Source organism: Burkholderia sp. B21-005 (genome assembly GCF_020843965.1).
GTDB lineage: Bacteria > Pseudomonadota > Gammaproteobacteria > Burkholderiales > Burkholderiaceae > Burkholderia > Burkholderia ambifaria.
The window spans coordinates 2,222,975-2,239,307 of the sequence record NZ_CP086301.1 but is presented as its reverse complement, the minus strand read 5'-3'; the positions used below and the strand labels follow the sequence as shown (position 1 = coordinate 2,239,307).

Genomic DNA, 16,333 nt, shown 5'->3' with positions numbered 1-16,333 from the left:
GGCGGCACGCGCGTGTCGCCTTTTTCTATTTCGGCGCGCCGCGCACGCCGGTCAGTGCGTGTCCGTGCGCGCGTCCGCCGTCAGTGCATGCGTGCAGTCCGCGCGATATTCGGCGGCGAGCCGCTGCTGCGCGCCGTCGAGATCGTCGGGATAGTAGGGGCTGTTGTGCGAGGGATCGTAGCCGACCTGTTCGAGTTCGGTCAGCTCGCGCACGAGATCCGCGTGCGTGACTTCGTGCCGCGTGTGAACGAACGGGTAGGCGTTGCATTCCTGCGGCGTCAGGTGAGGCGCCGCGAACGCGGCGGTGCAGGCGCATGCGCTTAGCATGCAGGCGACGGTAATCGACAGTTTCATCCGGTGGCTCCTGAATTCGCGGCTCGATGCCGCATGACGTCAGCGTAGGCAGCGCGCGGAGCCAGGTGGGCGACGCACGGATGAAACATCTTTCACCCGCATTCGCCCGATGCCGAATGAAGCTATTTTCATCTAACGCCGGACGGCGATCGACACGGCTACGATAGTTGCGCGCGCATCGATAAGCGCGTCGTGACAGCCATTGCGAGGACGGACATGCGAGTACTGACGGTCGAAGACGATGCGGTGACCGCGAACGAGATCGTTGGCGAACTGACCGCGCGCGGATTCGAGGTCGACTGGATCGACAACGGCCGCGAAGGAATGATGCGCGCGATGAGCGCATCCTACGATGCGATCACGCTCGACCGGATGCTGCCCGGCGCTGACGGCCTCGCGATCCTGACCGCGATGCGCACGGTCGGTATCGATACGCCGGTGCTGATGCTGAGCGCGCTCGGCGACGTCGACGAGCGCATCCGTGGGCTGCGCGCGGGCGGCGACGACTACCTGACCAAGCCGTTCGATTCCGGCGAGCTGAGCGCGCGTATCGAAGTGCTGCTGCGCCGCCGGCAGGCCTCGGGCGTGCCTCAGCAGACGCTGTTGACGGTCGGCGCGCTCGAACTCGACCTCATTTCGCGTTGCGCGCGCCGTGGCGTCGACGAGATTCCGTTGCTGCCCACCGAGTTTCGCGTCCTCGAATTCATGATGCGCAACGCGGGGCAGACGATCACGCGCACGATGCTGTTCGAGGCCGTGTGGGGCTATCACTTCGATCCGGGCACCAACCTGATCGATGTCCACATGGGGCGGCTGCGCAAGAAGATCGACCCACCGGGCGCCGTGCCGATGATCCAGACCGTGCGCGGCTCGGGCTACATGCTCCGATGACGGAGGCACGGATGGATGCGGACCGTGCGGCGAACTTCACGCGTCGCTGGCATACGACGACGTTTCGGTGGTTGTGCGCGTACGCGGCGATCTTCTCGGTTTCGCTGCTGCTGCTCGCGGGCGTGATCAACGTCGCCGCGACGCATACGATGGCGCGCGACACCGACGAGGTGCTCGCGTGGCAACTGATCTACTTCGATTCGATCCCCGACGCCGAGCTGCCGCTTGCGATTCACCGGCGGCTCGAGCACGAGCACATGCATACGAATTTCTACGGACTGTTCGACGCGAGCGGGCGCCGCGTGGCCGGCGACATCGCGACGCCGCCGCCCGCGCTGCGCACGGATCGCCGTGGACGCACGCTTGACCGTACGCTCGTGCCGCTCGACGGCCAGCCCGCGCCGATCACGCGCGCGATGGCCGTGCATCGCGACGACGGGATGACGCTGGTGGTTGCGCGCGACCTGTCGCATTTCATCCAGATTCGCGAAGTCGCGATCCGCGGGCTCGTGATCGGCGGCGTGCTGATCCTGATCGCGGGCATCGCGGGCGGCAGCATGCTCGGCATGCGGCAGATCCGCCGCGTCGCCGCGATCCGGCGCGTCACGCGACAGATCGCCGAGGGCGATCTCGGCAAGCGGTTGCCGGTGGGCCGCTACGACGAGCTCGACCTGCTCGCGCATCTCGTGAACCACATGCTCGACGAAGTCGAGCGGCTGATGGGCGAGGTGCGTCACACCTGCGACGGCATCGCGCACGATCTGCGCACGCCGCTCGCGCGCGTGCATACGATGCTGGCGCGGCTCGCCGAACAGCCGCATTGCGCGCACGATCCGGCGTCGGCGCAACTGCTGGCGTCGGCGCGCGATGAAACCGACCGGCTGCTCGAGCGCTTTCGCGCGATGCTGCGCATCTCCGAGATCGGGACGCTGAGCCGGCGCGGCGGGTTCGCCGCGGTGGACGTCGCGGCATTGCTGCGCGACGTGTGCGAGCTGTACGAGCCGCTCGCCGAAGCGGGCGGCGTCGCATTCGGGCTCGACGCGATGCCGGTCGACGGTATTCATGGCGACCGAGCGTTGCTGTTCGAGGCATTCAGCAATCTCGCGGACAACGCGATCAAGTTCACGCCGCCCGGCGGTCGCGTGCGCGTCGCGCTCCACGCGACGCCGAACGGCCCGCTCGTGCGGTTCGAGGACACCGGGCCCGGGATCGCACCGGGCGAGCGCGACGCGGTGCTCGAGCGCTTCTATCGCGGCGCGCGCACGCGTCACGTGAACGGTTCGGGGCTCGGATTGAGCATCGTGTCGGCGGTGATGCGCGTGCACGGCTTCGCGCTGCGGATCGGCGATGCGCAGCCGGCCGGTGCGGCGATCACCGTCGAATGCTGGCCGCGCTCGCTCGGATGAGCGCACGGGAAAACGATCGATGCGCATCCTGCTGATTTCCCCCCCGACGCCGGAGGCGGCGCGGCTCAACAAGGCGTTCCGCGAAAGCACGCACGGTGTGGAGCGCGTCGACGAGTGGCGCGACGGCTGCTTCGCGGCGACGCAGGACCGCTTCGACGCGATCGTGCTTGTCGAACCCGATGCGGCTGCCGGGACCGTGCTGCTCGACATGTTGCCGCGGCTTGCCGCCTCGGCTGGCGGCGCGACGATCGCCGCGCTCGTCGTCGGTGCGACGCCCGCACGGCGTGCGCGAATGCTGCAGGCCGGCTGCGACGTGTGTCTTGCCCAGCCGTGTTCGTTCGTGGAACTGCACGAACGCTTGCGCGCGCTGTGGCGTCGCGCGGGCGTCATCGCGTTGCGCGAGTCGGTGCGGCTCGACGCGGCCACGCGCGCGCTCGAGGAGCGCGGCCGCAGGCTCGCACTCAGCGCACGCGAATTCCGTGTCGTCGAATGCCTGCTGCGCGAAGCCGGGCGGCCGGTCGGGCGCGATGCCGTGCTGCGTTACGCATGGGGCGAAGCCGACATCGAACCGGAAACCGTCAATGCGCTGGTCGTGCGGCTGCGGCGCAAGCTCGTCGCGCACGCGTTTTCCGCGCGCATCGAGACGGTTGCGCGATTCGGATTCAGGTTCGATGCCGGCGGTTGACGACGCGGTATCGCTCGGGCTTGAGAACGGCGAATGGCGAACGGACGCCGGCGGCATGGCGCGCGGCGTCGCCGTTGCGGCGCAATCAGTGGGAATAAAGCTCGCGGTTGAGTTGCGCGAGCTGGCCATCGCGTTGGGCGCGAACGAGCTCGCGATAGACCTGGGCGGGCGTGAGCGGCGTCACCGGCGGCGCATGCCACGCATCGCGCGATGACGCCGGCGCGGGGGCGGTCGATGCAAGCGTCTGCGGCGCGCTCGCCGCGGCGGATTGCGATGCGGCGGCACGGCCGGGCAGCGCGACACAGAGGGCGCAGAGCAGGGTGGCGAACAGCAGTGTCTTCATGACGTGATCCTTTGCGAAGGGCGGAGACCGGCGCCGCGAATGCGAAGCCGGCAGGTCACACGTTATCGGGCGCGCTCCGTCGGGCACCGGGCGCGCCGATGAAGAAACGTTCATGAACGCGCGTCGCGCCAGCCGCCGCCGAGCGCGCGTACCAGCGCGACGGACGCCTGCAGGCGTCGGGCATCGACGTCGAGCGACGCGATCTGTGTATCGAGCTCGGTGGTCTGCGCGGTGACCACGTCGAGATAGCTGACGGCGCCGTCGCGATAGCGCGACATCGCAAGCGCAAGCGACTGCTGCGCTGAGACGAGTGCTGTGTCGTCCTGGGCCGATTCGTCTCCGAGCCGGTGCAGCAGCGCGAGATCGTCCTCGACTTCGCGGAACGCCGCCAGTACGACGCTGCGGTAACGTGCGCCCTGTTCGGCGAACTGCGCGCGTGCGTGGCGTACACCCGCCGCACGCAGGCCGCCGTCGAACAGTGTCGTCGCGAGGCGCGGCCCGATCGACCAGATTTCGTTCGGTGCGGCGAGCCACGGCGAGAACGTGTCGCTCTGGAAGCCCGCATCGAGGCCGAGCGACAGGTCCGGGAAGTACGCGGCGCGCGCGACGCCGATCCGTGCGTTCGCGGCCGCGACGCGGCGTTCCGCGGCGGCAATGTCCGGGCGGCGTTCGAGCAGCGTCGACGCGAGCCCGGTCGGAATCGACGGAACGGCGGGCAGCGCGGCGGCGGCCGGCAGCGAGAACGTCGACGCGGATACGCCGACGAGCACGGCGATCGCATGCTCGTCGAGCGCACGGCGCGCGGCGATGTCGGATGCGCGCGCCTGCGCGAGCGCGAGCTGCGTCTGCGCGCGCGATACATCGAGCCCCGATGCGAGGCCGCCGCGATGGCGGCTGACCGTCAGTTGCCACGCACGGCGGTACGCATCGATCGTCTGCGCGAGCGAGCCCGCTTCACGATCGAGTCCCGCGAGATCGAAGTAGGTGCTGGCGACGCGGGCCTGCAGGCTGAGCCGGACGGATGCGAGATCATCGGCCGCGGCTTGCGCGTGATCGCGGCCGGCGGCGACCGTGTTGCGGACCTTGCCCCACAGATCGATGTCGTAGCCGAGCCCGGCGTCGAGCGTGTTCGATTCGTAGACGTCGGGCTGCCCGCTGCCGCGCAGCGGCCGGCGTGCGGACTGCCGGTCGCGGTCGGTCTCCGCGCCGATGCCGATGGTCGGCAGCAACGCGGCATGCGCCTCGTCGAACAATGCAGCCGCTTCGTCGTGCCGTGCGACGGCGGCGGCGAGGTCCGGATTCGCGCGTGCGACGAGCGGCTCGAGCCGGTCGAGTGTCGCGTCCCCGTACACGCGCCACCAGCCGTCGCGCGGCAGGCGATCGGCCGGAGCGGCATCGACCCACGGGCCGGTTTCGCGAAACGCGGCCGGCACCGGCACGGCCGGCGCGTGATACGTCGGCGCGAACGAACAGCCGGCGAGCAGCGCGGCGCTGCCGAGCCAAGCAGCGAGCGTACGGTCAGCCATGCGCAGGCTCCTTCGTCGCGGTGCCGGCGATGCGCACCGGGTCGCCGTCCGCGAGCGAATCGGGCGGATTGTCGATCACGCGGTCGCTCGCCGCGAGCCCCGACGCGATCTCGACGCGCGTGCCGAGATCGGTCGCGATCGACACGTGGCGCAAGCGCGCATGCCCGGTCGTGTCGAGCACGGCGACCTGCAACCCGTCGTGGCGGAAGATCAGCGTGCTCGCCGGAATCGTCAGCGCGTGCGCGGCGTTGGCCACCGCGATCCGCACCTGCGCGTATTCGCCCGGGAACAGCGTGCCTGCCGGGTTCGCGATCGAGAACTGCGCAAGCAGCGTGCCGGAAGCAGGATCGATCGCCTGGGCGGAATCGGCGAGCGTCGCATCGAACGTCGTGCCGGGACGCTCGGGGACGGTCAGCGCGACATGCATGCCCGCACGGATCGCGCCCGCGTCGTCCTGCGGAATATGGACGTAGAGCCGCAGCCGCCGTGCATCCGAGACGGTGAAGAGCTCGGCGCCGTTGCCGCTGCCCGCGTCGATCAGCGCGCCGACATCGGTCTTGCGCGCGGTCACGACGCCATCGAACGGCGCGGTGAGGCGCTTGAACGATTCGAGCGCCTCGAGCCGCCGCACGTTCGCGGTGCTGGCGGCCACGGCCGCGCGTTTCGCATCGAGATCGCTGCGCTTCTCGTCGGCTTCCTGGCGCGACACCGAATCCTGCGCGAGCATCTCGGACCAGCGCGCGGCGGTGACGGCCGCGAGCCGTTCGTTCGCATTCGCGCTTTGCAGGTCGGCGCGCGCCTGCTGCAGCTGCTGGTCGAGGTCGGGCGTGTCGATCGACGCGAGCAACTGGCCGGCCTTCACGTGCGTGCCGATGTCGACGTACCACGCGTGCAGGTAGCCGGGCACGCGTGCGTAGATCGGCGCATCGACGTAGGCGTCGAGGCGGCCTGGCAGCACCAGCGCATCGGCGGCGGCCGGCTGCGGCGCGACCGTCGCGACGGTCGGGATCGCCTGGCTGGCGGTCCACGCGGCGACTTCACGCGCATCGTGCGCGCGCTCGACGGCGCCGGCCGCGGCGGCGGCAAGTGCCGCGATCACGCCGGCGATCGCGAGCGGTTTCAGGTAACGCGGCGTGGCGGGGGGACGGACGTCGAATTCAGTGGACATGCTGTTCTCCCGGAGTGAGGGACGGGGATTCGGAGTGGGGCGCACGATCGCGCCGATGGACGAGGCTGAACACGACGGGCACGAACACGAGCGTCGCGACGGTCGCGCAGAGCAGGCCGCCGATCACCGCGCGGCCGAGCGGCGCGTTCTGTTCGCCGCCGTCGCCGAGGCCGAGCGCCATCGGCGCCATGCCGATGATCATCGCGAGCGCGGTCATCATCACGGGCCTGAAGCGCGTGAAGCCGGCCTCGAGCGCGGCGACGGTCGCGTCGGCCGTGTGCGCGAGCCGCTCGCGCGCGAACGTGACGACCAGGATGCTGTTCGCGGTCGCGACGCCCATGCACAGGATCGCGCCCGTCAGCGCCGGCACCGACAGCGGCGTGCGCGTGACGAACAGCATCCACACGATGCCGGCGAGCGCCGCGGGCAGCGCGCTCACGATCACGAACGCGTCGCGCCACGAATGGAAGTTCACGACGATCAGCAGATAGATCAGCAGCACCGCGCCGGCGAGGCCCGCGAGCAGCCCGCCGAACGCGCTGCTCATCGTCTGCACCTGGCCGCGCAGGGTCACGCGCGACCCCTTCGGCAAGTCGGCCGCGCTTGCGTGGAGCACGCGCTCGATGTCGGCGCTGACCGCGCCGAGATCGCGGTCCTGGGTCGTCGCGAAGATGTCGTCCAGCGGCGCGATGTCGTAGTGCGACACGACCGCGTCGGTCTGGCCGCGTACGATCGTCGCGAGGCCGCCGAGCAATTGCGGTGCGCCCGAGCGGCCCGTGACGGGCAGCGCGCGCAGGTCCGACAGCGACGTCATCCGGTACTGGGGTGTCTGCGCGACGATCGGGTAGGACACGCCGTTGTGCGGATCGAGCCAGTAGGTCGGCGAGACCTGGCTCGTGCCGGACAGGCTCGCGACGACGGCATTGGTGACGTCCTGCTCGGTGATGCCGAGCTGCGCGGCGAGCGCGCGGTCGACCGACACCGTGAACTGCGGATAGGTCGACGCCTGCTGCACGCGCGCGTCGGCGACGCCCGGCACCGTGCGGATGCGCCGCAGCAGCTCGGTCGCATACGCACGGTTCGCCGCGAGATCGGGGCCCGTCACCTGTACGTCGATCGGCGCGGGGGCGCCAAAGTTGAGGATCTGGCTGACGATGTCGGCAGGCAGGAACGAGAACGTGACGCCCGGGAACGCGCGCGGCAGCACGGCGCGCAGCTTCTTCACGTAGTCGGCGGTCGGCGCGTGCTCGCCGGTGAGCGACACGAGGATGTCGCCGTCCTGCGGGCCGATCGTGCCGCTGTTGCTGTACGTGAGATTGATCCCGCTGTTCGGCAGCCCCATGTTGTCGACGATGCTCGCGAGCGCGCGCGGCGGCACGACGCCGCGCGCCGTGCGCTCGACGCGATCGAACAGCGCGGCCGTCTCCTCGATGCGCGTACCGATCGGCGCGCGCACGTGCAGCGCGATTTCGCCCGCGTCGACCGACGGGAAGAAGTTGCGGCCGAGCCCCGGCACCAGGACGAACGACAGCGCGACCGCTGTGAGGAACAGCACGACGAAGCGCGCGCGGTGCGCGAGCGCGAGGCCGAGCACGGCACGGTAGCCGGTGCGCAAGGCCGCGAAGCGGCGCTCGAAGCCCTGCTGGAACGAGACGAGCGGATTGCGCGCTCGCGGCGTCGGGAATGGCGCGCCGTGCGGCGCGAGCACGGCCGCCGGATGGGCGGCGTGCGGGCGCAGCAGGTAGCGCGCCATCATCGGCACGAACGTGCGCGACAGCACGAACGACGCGATCATCGCGAAGATCACGGCTTCGGCCATCGGCACGAACAGGAAGCGCGCGACGCCGTCGAGCAGCAGCATCGGCACGAACACGATGCAGATGCACAGCAGCGACACGAACGCGGGCGCGACGATCTGCGACGCGCCGTCGAGGATCGCGCTGCGCACGTCCTTGCCCTGTTCGAGATGCCAGTTCACGTTCTCGATCGTGACGGTCGCATCGTCGACGAGAATGCCGACCGCGAGCGCAAGCCCGCCGAGCGTCATCACGTTGAGCGTCTCGCCCGCGGCGGCGAGCGCGGCGATCGCCGCCAGCACCGCGAGCGGAATTGACGCGGCGATGATCAGCGTCGAGCGCCAGCTGCCGAGGAACAGCAGGATCATCGCGGACGTGAGCGCGGCGGCGATCAGCCCTTCGCGCGCGACGCCGCTCACCGCGCCCTTGACGAACACCGACTGGTCGCCCATCACGACGAGCCTGAGCGACGGCGGCAGCGTTGCCTCGATGCGCGGCAACTGCGCCTTCACGCCGGCGATGATGTCGAGCGTCGACGCCGAGCCGCTTTTCAGTATGCTCATCAGCACCGCGCGGCGGCCGTCGACGCGCACGATGTTGCCTTGCGGCGGAAAGCCGTCGCGCACGTGCGCGACGTCGCGCATGAAGATCACCGCGCCGTTGACGGTCCGGATCGGCAGCGCGTTGAGCTGGTCGACGCTCAGCGGGCTGTCGTTGAGGCGGATGTTGTACTCGAAGCGGCCGATCTTCTGCGTGCCGGCCGGGATGATCTGATTCTGCTGCGCGAGCGCGGTCGCGACGTCCTGCGCGGACAGCCCCTTCGCCTGCAGCGCTTGCGGATCGAGGTCGATCTGCACCTGGCGCACCTTGCCGCCATAGGGCGACGGAACCGCGACGCCGGCGACCGACAGCAACTGCGGCCGGATCACGTTGGTCGCGTAGTCGCCGAGCTGCTGCTCGTTGAGCGTGTCGCTCGTCAGCGCCAGCTGCAGCACGGGCACGGTCGACGCGTTGTAGTTGAGGATCTGCGGCGGCGTGGTGCCGGGCGGCATCTGCTTGAGCACCGTCTGCGAGATCGACGTGACCTGCGCGGTCGCGGTGCGGATGTCGACGCTCGGCTGGAAGAAGATCTTGACGATCCCGAAGCTGCGGAACGACTGCGACTCGATGTGCGCGACGTCGTTGACCGTCGTGCCGAGCGTGCGCTCGTAGTACGTGACGATGCGCCCGGCCATGTCGGCCGGCTGCAGGCCCGCGTAATTCCACACGACGCTGATGACCGGAATCCGGATGTCGGGGAAAATGTCGGTCGGCGTGCGCAGTGCCGCGAGCGGTCCCGCGATCAGGATCAGCAGCGCAAGGACGATGAACGTATAGGGGCGCGCGAGCGCGAGTCGGACGAGTTTCAGCATCGGCGAGGTCTCCGCCGGCGCGGGGCGCCGGCCTGTCAGCGAGGTGCCGAAGCGCGGCGTGAGCCCGCATCGGCTCGCGCAGTGTGCGTGGCGCCGCTTAACGCCGGGCGCGGGCCAGGATGAAAGATGTTTTAGGAAAGGGCGGACAGGACGGGCGGGCGGTGCGGCAAGGCGGGGCACGGCGGCCGGGCGTCAATTGTTACAAGACGTTAGCCGCGCTTCCGGTTGCCATCCCGCGCATCAGTTCTTACAAACTTGAAATATGCGGGCACGGCGCTTGCCGTTATAGTCGAATCACACATGAAACAACTCGAAGAGGAATCCATGAAGACTTTGCGTGTTGCCTCGCTCTTGACCGGTATGACGGCCTTGCTCGTGTCGGGCGCAGCAATGGCGGGAGTCAATGTCGGGATCAACGTCGGCGTACCGGCTCCGGTCTACGTCGCGCCTGCGCCCGTGTATGCGCCGCCGCCTCCGCCGGTCGTCTACCAGCCGGCGCCCGTGTATGCACCGGCACCTGTCTATGCGCCGGCACCGGCGATCGTGATCGGCTGGCACGGCGATCGCTACTGGGACGGCCGCCGCTACTGGGGGCGCGACGAGTGGTATCGCCATCACGGCCGCGGCTGGGGCGACGATCGTCGCCACGGTCACTGGGATAACGGCCGCCACAACGGCTGGCGCTGATCGACCGATGGCGCACAGGGTGCACATCGCGCAAGCGTGACGCGTGCGCCGCATCAGCAGAAAACCGCCCGCGTGGCGGTTTTCTTTTGCCCGCGCCGACCGCGCGCGGAGGTCGCGGCGCGGTGAAGTCACGCACGACCGCGCCGCAAGCTGGCTCGGCGTCGAATTGAATGGGTAGAATCGACCTACGTTCCATCCCCTCAATCGACCGACAGGGCCTCTATGACGAAAGGTTCGTCCCGGACCGCCGCCGCGCGCATCCGTTTCGGCGCCGCGCATGCGGTACGGGCCGCCGGCCGCACGGCGGCAGTATGGGCAATACAGGCGGTACTGGCCGCGACGGCCGCGCATGCGGCGTATGCGATCGCGCAGTACGGCGAGCCGAAATATCCGCCGGGCTTCAAGCATTTCGACTACGTGAACCCGGATGCGCCGAAGGGCGGCACGCTCGTGCTCGCGAATCCGAGCCGGCTGACGTCGTTCGACAAGTTCAATCCGTTCACGATGCGCGGCAACCCCGCGCCGGGCATCGACATGCTGTTCGAGAGCCTCACGACCGGCAGCTCGGACGAACCGGCGTCCGCCTACGGGCTGCTCGCCGACGACATCGAGATCGCGCCGGACCGCCGCTCGGTCACGTTCCACTTGAACCCGCGCGCGCGCTTCTCGAACGGCGACCCGGTCACGGCCGACGACGTCAGGTTTTCGTTCGACACGCTGAAGAGCAAGCAGGCCGCGCCGCAGTTCGGCGCGTATTTCGCTGAAATCGCGAAGGCCGTCGTGATCGACCGCGCGACCGTGCGGTTCGAATTCCGCAGCGCGAACCGCGAGCTGCCGCTGATCGCCGGCGGCGTGCCGGTGTTCTCGCGCAAGTGGGGGCTGCGCGCGGACGGTTCGCGGATTCCGTTCGACCAGCTCGCGTTCGAGCAGCCGATCGGCAGCGGCGCGTATCTGATCGAGCGCCACGACAACGGCCGCACCATTACGTATCGGCGCAATCCCGCGTACTGGGGCGCCGACTTGCCGGTGCGGGTCGGCACCCACAACTTCGAGCGGATCGTCTACAAGCTGTACGGCGACGGCGTCGCGCGGCTCGAGGCGTTCAAGGCCGGCGAGTACGACGTGCTGGTCGAATACATCGCGCGCAACTGGACGCGGCGCGACGTCGGCAAGCGCTTCGACAGCGGCGAGCTCGTCAAGCGCGAATTCCGCCAGCACAACGGCGCGGGCATGCAGGGTTTCTTCATGAACCAGCGCCGGCCGCTGTTTCGCGACGTGCGCGTGCGCCAGGCGCTCGATCTCGCGTTCGACTTCGAATGGCTGAACCGCCAGTTGTTCTATGGCGCGTACACGCGCCTCGACAGCTATTTCGCCGACACCGACCTGCAGGCGACCGGCACGCCGGGCCCCGGCGAGCTGAAGCTGCTGGAGCCGCTGCGCGCGCAGCTCGACCCGGCCGTATTCGGCCCGATGGTCTCGCAACCGAGCACGAACCCGCCGGGCTCGTTGCGCGCGAACCTGCTGAAGGCGCGCGCGCTGCTCGCGCAGGCCGGCTGGACCTACCGCGACGGCGCGCTGCGCAATGCGCAAGGCGAGCCGTTCGAGTTCGAGATCCTCGACGATTCGGGCGCGGCGATGGAAGGCATCGTGACCGCCTATCGGCGCAACCTCGCGAAGCTCGGCATCGAAGCGCGCTTTCGGACGGCCGATTACGCGCTGCTGCAAAAGCGGCTCGACGCGTTCGACTACGACATGACGACGGTCCGCCTGCCGGGCGTGCAGGTGCCGGGTGCCGAGCAGTTCTCGCGCTACGCCAGCAAGTTCGCCGACGAGCCGGGCTCCGACAACCTCATCGGCCTGAAGTCGCCGGCCGTCGACGCGCTGCTGCATGCACTCGGCACCGCGCAGACGCGCGACGACCTGCTCGACGCGACGCATGCGCTCGACCGCGTGCTGATGCACGGCTATTACGCGGTTCCTCAGTGGTACAGCACGACGCACCGGATCGCCTACAAGCGCACGCTGGGCTATCCGCAAACGCTGCCGCTGTACTATTCGGCCGAGGGCTGGGTCGTGTCGACCTGGTGGGCCAAGCCCGGCCATTGACGCACGCCGGCCCTTCGTTCAACCCAGCCTATCGATCGCGAGTCGCCACCCTATGTGGAGCTACATCCTCAAACGCCTGCTGCTGATGATCCCGACGCTCGTCGGCGTGCTCACGCTCACGTTCGCCGTGATCCAGTTCGTGCCGGGCGGCCCGGTCGAACAGGCCGTGCAGGAACTGCGCAAGGGCGCGACGGAGCAGGGCGCGACGCCGTTCGGGATGCGTGCGCATACCGGCGTCGACGCGCAGCAGCTCGCACAGCTCAAGGCGCTGTACGGCTTCGACAAGCCGCCGCTCGAGCGCTACTGGCTGATGCTCAAGCGCTTCGCGCGCTTCGATCTCGGCGACAGCTACTTCCGCCACCAGAGCGTGTGGTCGCTGATCGTGCAGAAGCTGCCGGTGTCGATCAGCATCGGGTTGTGGACGTTCTTCGTCACCTACCTGATCTCCGTGCCGCTCGGCATCGCGAAGGCCGTGCGCAACGGCTCGCCGTTCGACGTCGCGACGAGCCTCGTCGTGCTGGTCGGCTATGCGATCCCGGGCTTCGTGCTCGGCGTGCTGCTGCTCGTGCTGTTCGGCGGCGGCTCGTTCTGGCAGCTGTTCCCGCTGCGCGGGCTCACGTCGGATAACTTCGCGCAGCTGTCGCTCGCCGGCAAGGTGCTCGACTATCTGTGGCACATCGCGCTGCCGATCACGGCGTCGGTCGTCGGCAGCTTCGCGGTCATCACGATGCTCACGAAGAACGCGTTCCTCGACGAGATCCGCAAGCAGTACGTGCTGACCGCGCGCGCGAAAGGGCTCGCCGAGCGCACCGTGCTGTGGAAGCACGTGTTCCGCAACGCGATGCTGCCGCTGATCGTCGGCTTTCCGGCCGCATTCATCGGCGCGTTCTTCACGGGCAGCCTGCTGATCGAGACGCTGTTCTCGCTCGACGGCCTCGGGCTGCTGTCGTACGAGTCGGTCGTGCGGCGCGACTACCCGGTCGTGCTCGGCACGCTGTACCTGTTCACGCTGATCGGGCTCGCGACCAAGCTGGTCTCCGACCTCTGCTACGTGTGGGTCGACCCGCGCATTCAATTCGACAACCTGGAGCGCTGACATGAAACGATCCATCCGCATGCCTGGCGCGATCGGGCGAGGATCGCGATGAACCGGGCCGTCGTGTCGTCCCGCCTCGACGCCGCGCGTGCGCGCGTGTCGCCGTCGCCCGCGCGCCGCGTCTGGCAGCGCTTTCGCCAGCAGCGCCTCGGCTACTGGAGCTTCGTGATTTTCTTCGTCGCGTTCGCCGCGAGCCTCGCGGCGCCGCTGTGGTCGAACGACAAGCCGCTCGTCGTGCGCTACGACGATCACTACTATTTCCCGATGTTCCACGCGTACCCGGAGACGACCTTCGGCGGCGACTTCCCGGCGCAGGCCGACTATCTCGATCCGTACGTGCGCAAGCGGCTCGAGGCGCCGGGCAACTTCGTCGTCTATCCGCCGAACCGCTATTACTACGACACGCTGAACTACTTCTCGAGCGTGCCGAACCCGGCGCCGCCGTCGCGCGAGAACTGGCTCGGCACCGATGCGCAGGGGCGCGACCTGCTCGCGCGGCTCGTGTACGGGTTCCGCGTGTCGGTCGAGTTCGGGCTGATCCTGACCGTGATCGGCACGCTGCTCGGGATCGCCGCGGGCGCGGTGCAGGGTTTCTTCGGCGGGCGCATCGACATCGTCGGACAGCGGTTGATCGAGATCTGGAGTTCGCTGCCGGAGCTGTACCTGCTGATCATCTTCGCGTCGATCTTCGAGCCGAGCTTCCTGCTGCTGATCGTGCTGCTGTCGCTGTTCGGCTGGATCGGCCTGGCCGACTACGTGCGCGCCGAATTCCTGCGCAACCGTACCCAGGACTACGTGCGCGCGGCTCGCGCGATGGGGCTCACGAACTGGCAGATCATCTGGCGCCACGTGCTGCCGAACAGCCTGACACCCGTGATCACGTTCCTGCCGTTCCGGATGAGCGGCGCGATCCTCGCGCTCACGAGCCTCGACTTCCTCGGGCTCGGCGTGCCGCCGCCGACGCCGAGCCTCGGCGAACTGCTCGCGCAGGGCAAGGGCAACCTCGACGCGTGGTGGATCTCGCTGTCGACGTTCGGCGTGCTGGTCGCGACGCTGCTGCTGCTGACCTTCATGGGCGACGCGCTGCGCAACGCGCTGGACACGCGGATCGCCGACTCGGTGCGCGCGGCGGGAGGCCAGCGATGAGCGACACGGTCGTAGCGAAATCGGGCGAACCGCTGCTGTCGCTCGAGCATCTGCATGTGCGCTTCGGCGACACGGTGGCCGTCGACGACGTGACGCTCTCGATCGGTCGCGGCGAGCGCGTCGCGCTCGTCGGCGAGTCGGGCTCGGGCAAGAGCGTGACCGCGCTGGCGATCCTGCGGCTGCTGCGCGATGCCGACGTGAGCGGCACGATCCGCCTCGCCGGACAAGACCTCGCCGGCAAGAGCGAGCGCGAGATGCGCGGGCTGCGCGGCTCGGACATCGCGATGATCTTCCAGGAGCCGATGACGGCGCTCAACCCGCTGTATACGATCGGCGCGCAGATCGGCGAGACGATCGTGCTGCACGACGGCGTGACGGCGGCCGTGGCGCGCAAGCGCGCGATCGCGCTGCTGGCGCGCACGGGCATCGCGGAGCCGGAGAAGCGCGTCGACAGCTACCCGCACCAGTTGTCAGGCGGCCAGCGGCAGCGCGCGATGATTGCGATGGCGCTCGCGTGCCGGCCGCGCCTGCTGCTCGCGGACGAGCCGACCACCGCGCTCGACGTGACGATCCGCGCGCAGATCGTCGACCTGCTGCTCGAACTGCAGCGCGAGGAGGCGGAAAAGCGCGGGATGGCGATCCTGCTGATCACGCACGATTTGAACCTCGTGCGGCATTTCGCCGATCGGGTCGCGGTAATGGAGCGCGGCAAGCTGGTCGAAAGCGGGCCGGTCGAGCGGATCTTCGCGGAGCCGGAACATCCGTATACGCAGCGGCTGCTGAACAGCCGCCCGCAGCGCACGGTCGTGCCGGTGATGCCAATTGCGCCCGTCGTGCTCGACGCGCGCCACGTCAGCGTGCAGTTCGCGCGCAAGCGGCCGGGCTTCGCGGGCTGGTTCGGCACGGTGCCTGTGACGGCGGTCGCGGACGTGTCCGTGTCGGTGCGGCAGGGCGAGACGCTCGGCATCGTCGGCGAATCGGGGTCCGGCAAGTCGACGCTCGCGATGGCGCTGCTCGGGCTGCAGAAGACGGCGCACGGCGAAATCGAATTCCAGGGGCGCGCGCTGTCGACCTATCGCGGCCGGGAACAGACCGCGCTGCGCTCGAACATGCAGGTCGTCTTTCAGGATCCCTTCAGTTCACTTTCCCCGCGTCACACGATCGAGCGGATCGTCGGCGAGGGGCTCGAACTGCATCGTCCGGAACTGACGCCGGACGCGCGCCGCGCGAAGTCGCTGGCCGTGCTGCGGGAAGTGGGGCTCGACCGCACGGTGCTGCATCGTTATCCGCATGAATTCTCGGGCGGCCAGCGCCAGCGGATCGCAATCGCGCGCGCGCTGGTGCTGGAGCCGCGCATCCTGATCCTCGACGAACCGACGTCCGCGCTCGACGTGTCGATCCAGCAGCAGGTGCTGAAACTGCTCGCGAATTTGCAACAGAAATACAACCTCGGCTATGTGTTCATCAGCCACGATCTGGAGGTGATCGGCGCGATGGCACACCGCGTCGCGGTAATGCAGGACGGCGTCGTCGTGGAGTCGGGAGAGGTCGCCGAGATCTTCGCCAGACCGTCACATCCTTACACACAAAAGCTGTTGAAAGCGGTCTGGAAAGCGTGATAGGCCGCCAATGGTCTGACCATCTCGATTGTATTTATTAATTTGTTTTGACAAACGATTACGCGCTGGCTAGTATCGACCGAAATTTTCCGCCAATC

General features: G+C 68.7%; 13 protein-coding genes. 8 read left to right on the top strand and 5 right to left on the bottom strand.

Translation table 11 applies throughout. From position 1 onward, the window contains the following. Positions 1-51: 51 nt before the first annotated feature. Positions 52-354 (bottom strand): DUF4148 domain-containing protein, encoded by a 303-nt coding sequence (locus LMA02_RS10485; RefSeq protein ID WP_228904753.1) that lies wholly within the window; start codon positions 352-354, stop codon positions 52-54. Between the two features lie 216 nt (positions 355-570). Here LMA02_RS10485 and LMA02_RS10480 point away from each other — a divergent pair, with 216 nt between their 5' ends. From LMA02_RS10480 to LMA02_RS10470, 3 genes are read left to right on the top strand one after another with little or no spacing between them, the layout of a single operon-like run. Beyond that, positions 571-1,245, top strand: a complete 675-nt coding sequence (locus LMA02_RS10480) for a response regulator transcription factor (protein WP_059679325.1) — start codon at positions 571-573, stop codon at positions 1,243-1,245. Positions 1,246-1,256: 11 nt separating this feature from the next. Continuing rightward, complete coding sequence (locus LMA02_RS10475) at positions 1,257-2,651, top strand: sensor histidine kinase (protein WP_228904751.1); 1,395 nt, start codon at positions 1,257-1,259, stop codon at positions 2,649-2,651. 19 nt (positions 2,652-2,670) lie between these two features. Next, positions 2,671-3,336 (top strand): response regulator transcription factor, encoded by a 666-nt coding sequence (locus tag LMA02_RS10470; protein WP_228904749.1) that lies wholly within the window; start codon positions 2,671-2,673, stop codon positions 3,334-3,336. A gap of 85 nt (positions 3,337-3,421) precedes the next feature. Here the strand turns inward: LMA02_RS10470 and LMA02_RS10465 are convergent, their stop codons facing one another. From LMA02_RS10465 to LMA02_RS10450, 4 genes are all read right to left on the bottom strand, one after another. Continuing rightward, complete coding sequence (locus LMA02_RS10465; RefSeq protein ID WP_228904747.1) at positions 3,422-3,679, bottom strand: DUF4148 domain-containing protein; 258 nt, start codon at positions 3,677-3,679, stop codon at positions 3,422-3,424. A 110-nt stretch (positions 3,680-3,789) separates the two neighbouring features. Then, on the bottom strand, positions 3,790-5,205 hold the full coding sequence (locus LMA02_RS10460; protein ID WP_228904745.1) for an efflux transporter outer membrane subunit: 1,416 nt from the start codon (positions 5,203-5,205) through the stop codon (positions 3,790-3,792). Then, positions 5,198-6,373, bottom strand: a complete 1,176-nt coding sequence (locus LMA02_RS10455) for an efflux RND transporter periplasmic adaptor subunit (RefSeq protein WP_228904743.1) — start codon at positions 6,371-6,373, stop codon at positions 5,198-5,200. The genes LMA02_RS10460 and LMA02_RS10455 overlap by 8 nt, the downstream gene beginning before the upstream one ends. Further along, positions 6,363-9,581, bottom strand: a complete 3,219-nt coding sequence (locus LMA02_RS10450; RefSeq protein WP_228904739.1) for an efflux RND transporter permease subunit — start codon at positions 9,579-9,581, stop codon at positions 6,363-6,365. Before LMA02_RS10450 ends, LMA02_RS10455 begins: the two co-directional genes overlap by 11 nt. Positions 9,582-9,905: 324 nt before the next feature. Between LMA02_RS10450 and LMA02_RS10445 the strand changes: the two genes are divergently transcribed. The 5 genes from LMA02_RS10445 to LMA02_RS10425 all read left to right on the top strand — a co-directional run bounded on the left by LMA02_RS10445 (position 9,906) and on the right by LMA02_RS10425 (position 16,235). Continuing rightward, positions 9,906-10,268, top strand: coding sequence for a hypothetical protein (locus LMA02_RS10445; RefSeq protein WP_175672289.1), 363 nt, complete (start codon positions 9,906-9,908; stop codon positions 10,266-10,268). Positions 10,269-10,490: 222 nt separating this feature from the next. Further along, positions 10,491-12,374: an extracellular solute-binding protein gene (locus tag LMA02_RS10440; RefSeq protein WP_228904738.1), complete on the top strand. Its 1,884-nt coding sequence runs from the start codon at positions 10,491-10,493 to the stop codon at positions 12,372-12,374. A gap of 52 nt (positions 12,375-12,426) precedes the next feature. Next, a complete protein-coding gene (locus LMA02_RS10435) occupies positions 12,427-13,470 on the top strand; it encodes a microcin C ABC transporter permease YejB (protein WP_228904735.1) in 1,044 nt (347 codons plus the stop codon). Positions 13,471-13,518: 48 nt separating this feature from the next. Beyond that, positions 13,519-14,616: an ABC transporter permease gene (locus tag LMA02_RS10430; protein WP_006754533.1), complete on the top strand. Its 1,098-nt coding sequence runs from the start codon at positions 13,519-13,521 to the stop codon at positions 14,614-14,616. Then, positions 14,613-16,235 (top strand): ABC transporter ATP-binding protein, encoded by a 1,623-nt coding sequence (locus LMA02_RS10425; RefSeq protein ID WP_228904733.1) that lies wholly within the window; start codon positions 14,613-14,615, stop codon positions 16,233-16,235. The genes LMA02_RS10430 and LMA02_RS10425 overlap by 4 nt, the downstream gene beginning before the upstream one ends. Positions 16,236-16,333: the final 98 nt, after the last annotated feature.

Coding starts and splice junctions, on each gene's coding strand:
- LMA02_RS10485 (WP_228904753.1), bottom strand. CDS start 354: ATGAAACTGTCGATTACCGTCGCCTGCATGCTAAGCGCATGCGCCTGC.
- LMA02_RS10480 (WP_059679325.1), top strand. CDS start 571: ATGCGAGTACTGACGGTCGAAGACGATGCGGTGACCGCGAACGAGATC.
- LMA02_RS10475 (WP_228904751.1), top strand. CDS start 1,257: ATGGATGCGGACCGTGCGGCGAACTTCACGCGTCGCTGGCATACGACG.
- LMA02_RS10470 (WP_228904749.1), top strand. CDS start 2,671: ATGCGCATCCTGCTGATTTCCCCCCCGACGCCGGAGGCGGCGCGGCTC.
- LMA02_RS10465 (WP_228904747.1), bottom strand. CDS start 3,679: ATGAAGACACTGCTGTTCGCCACCCTGCTCTGCGCCCTCTGTGTCGCG.
- LMA02_RS10460 (WP_228904745.1), bottom strand. CDS start 5,205: ATGGCTGACCGTACGCTCGCTGCTTGGCTCGGCAGCGCCGCGCTGCTC.
- LMA02_RS10455 (WP_228904743.1), bottom strand. CDS start 6,373: ATGTCCACTGAATTCGACGTCCGTCCCCCCGCCACGCCGCGTTACCTG.
- LMA02_RS10450 (WP_228904739.1), bottom strand. CDS start 9,581: ATGCTGAAACTCGTCCGACTCGCGCTCGCGCGCCCCTATACGTTCATC.
- LMA02_RS10445 (WP_175672289.1), top strand. CDS start 9,906: ATGAAGACTTTGCGTGTTGCCTCGCTCTTGACCGGTATGACGGCCTTG.
- LMA02_RS10440 (WP_228904738.1), top strand. CDS start 10,491: ATGACGAAAGGTTCGTCCCGGACCGCCGCCGCGCGCATCCGTTTCGGC.
- LMA02_RS10435 (WP_228904735.1), top strand. CDS start 12,427: ATGTGGAGCTACATCCTCAAACGCCTGCTGCTGATGATCCCGACGCTC.
- LMA02_RS10430 (WP_006754533.1), top strand. CDS start 13,519: ATGAACCGGGCCGTCGTGTCGTCCCGCCTCGACGCCGCGCGTGCGCGC.
- LMA02_RS10425 (WP_228904733.1), top strand. CDS start 14,613: ATGAGCGACACGGTCGTAGCGAAATCGGGCGAACCGCTGCTGTCGCTC.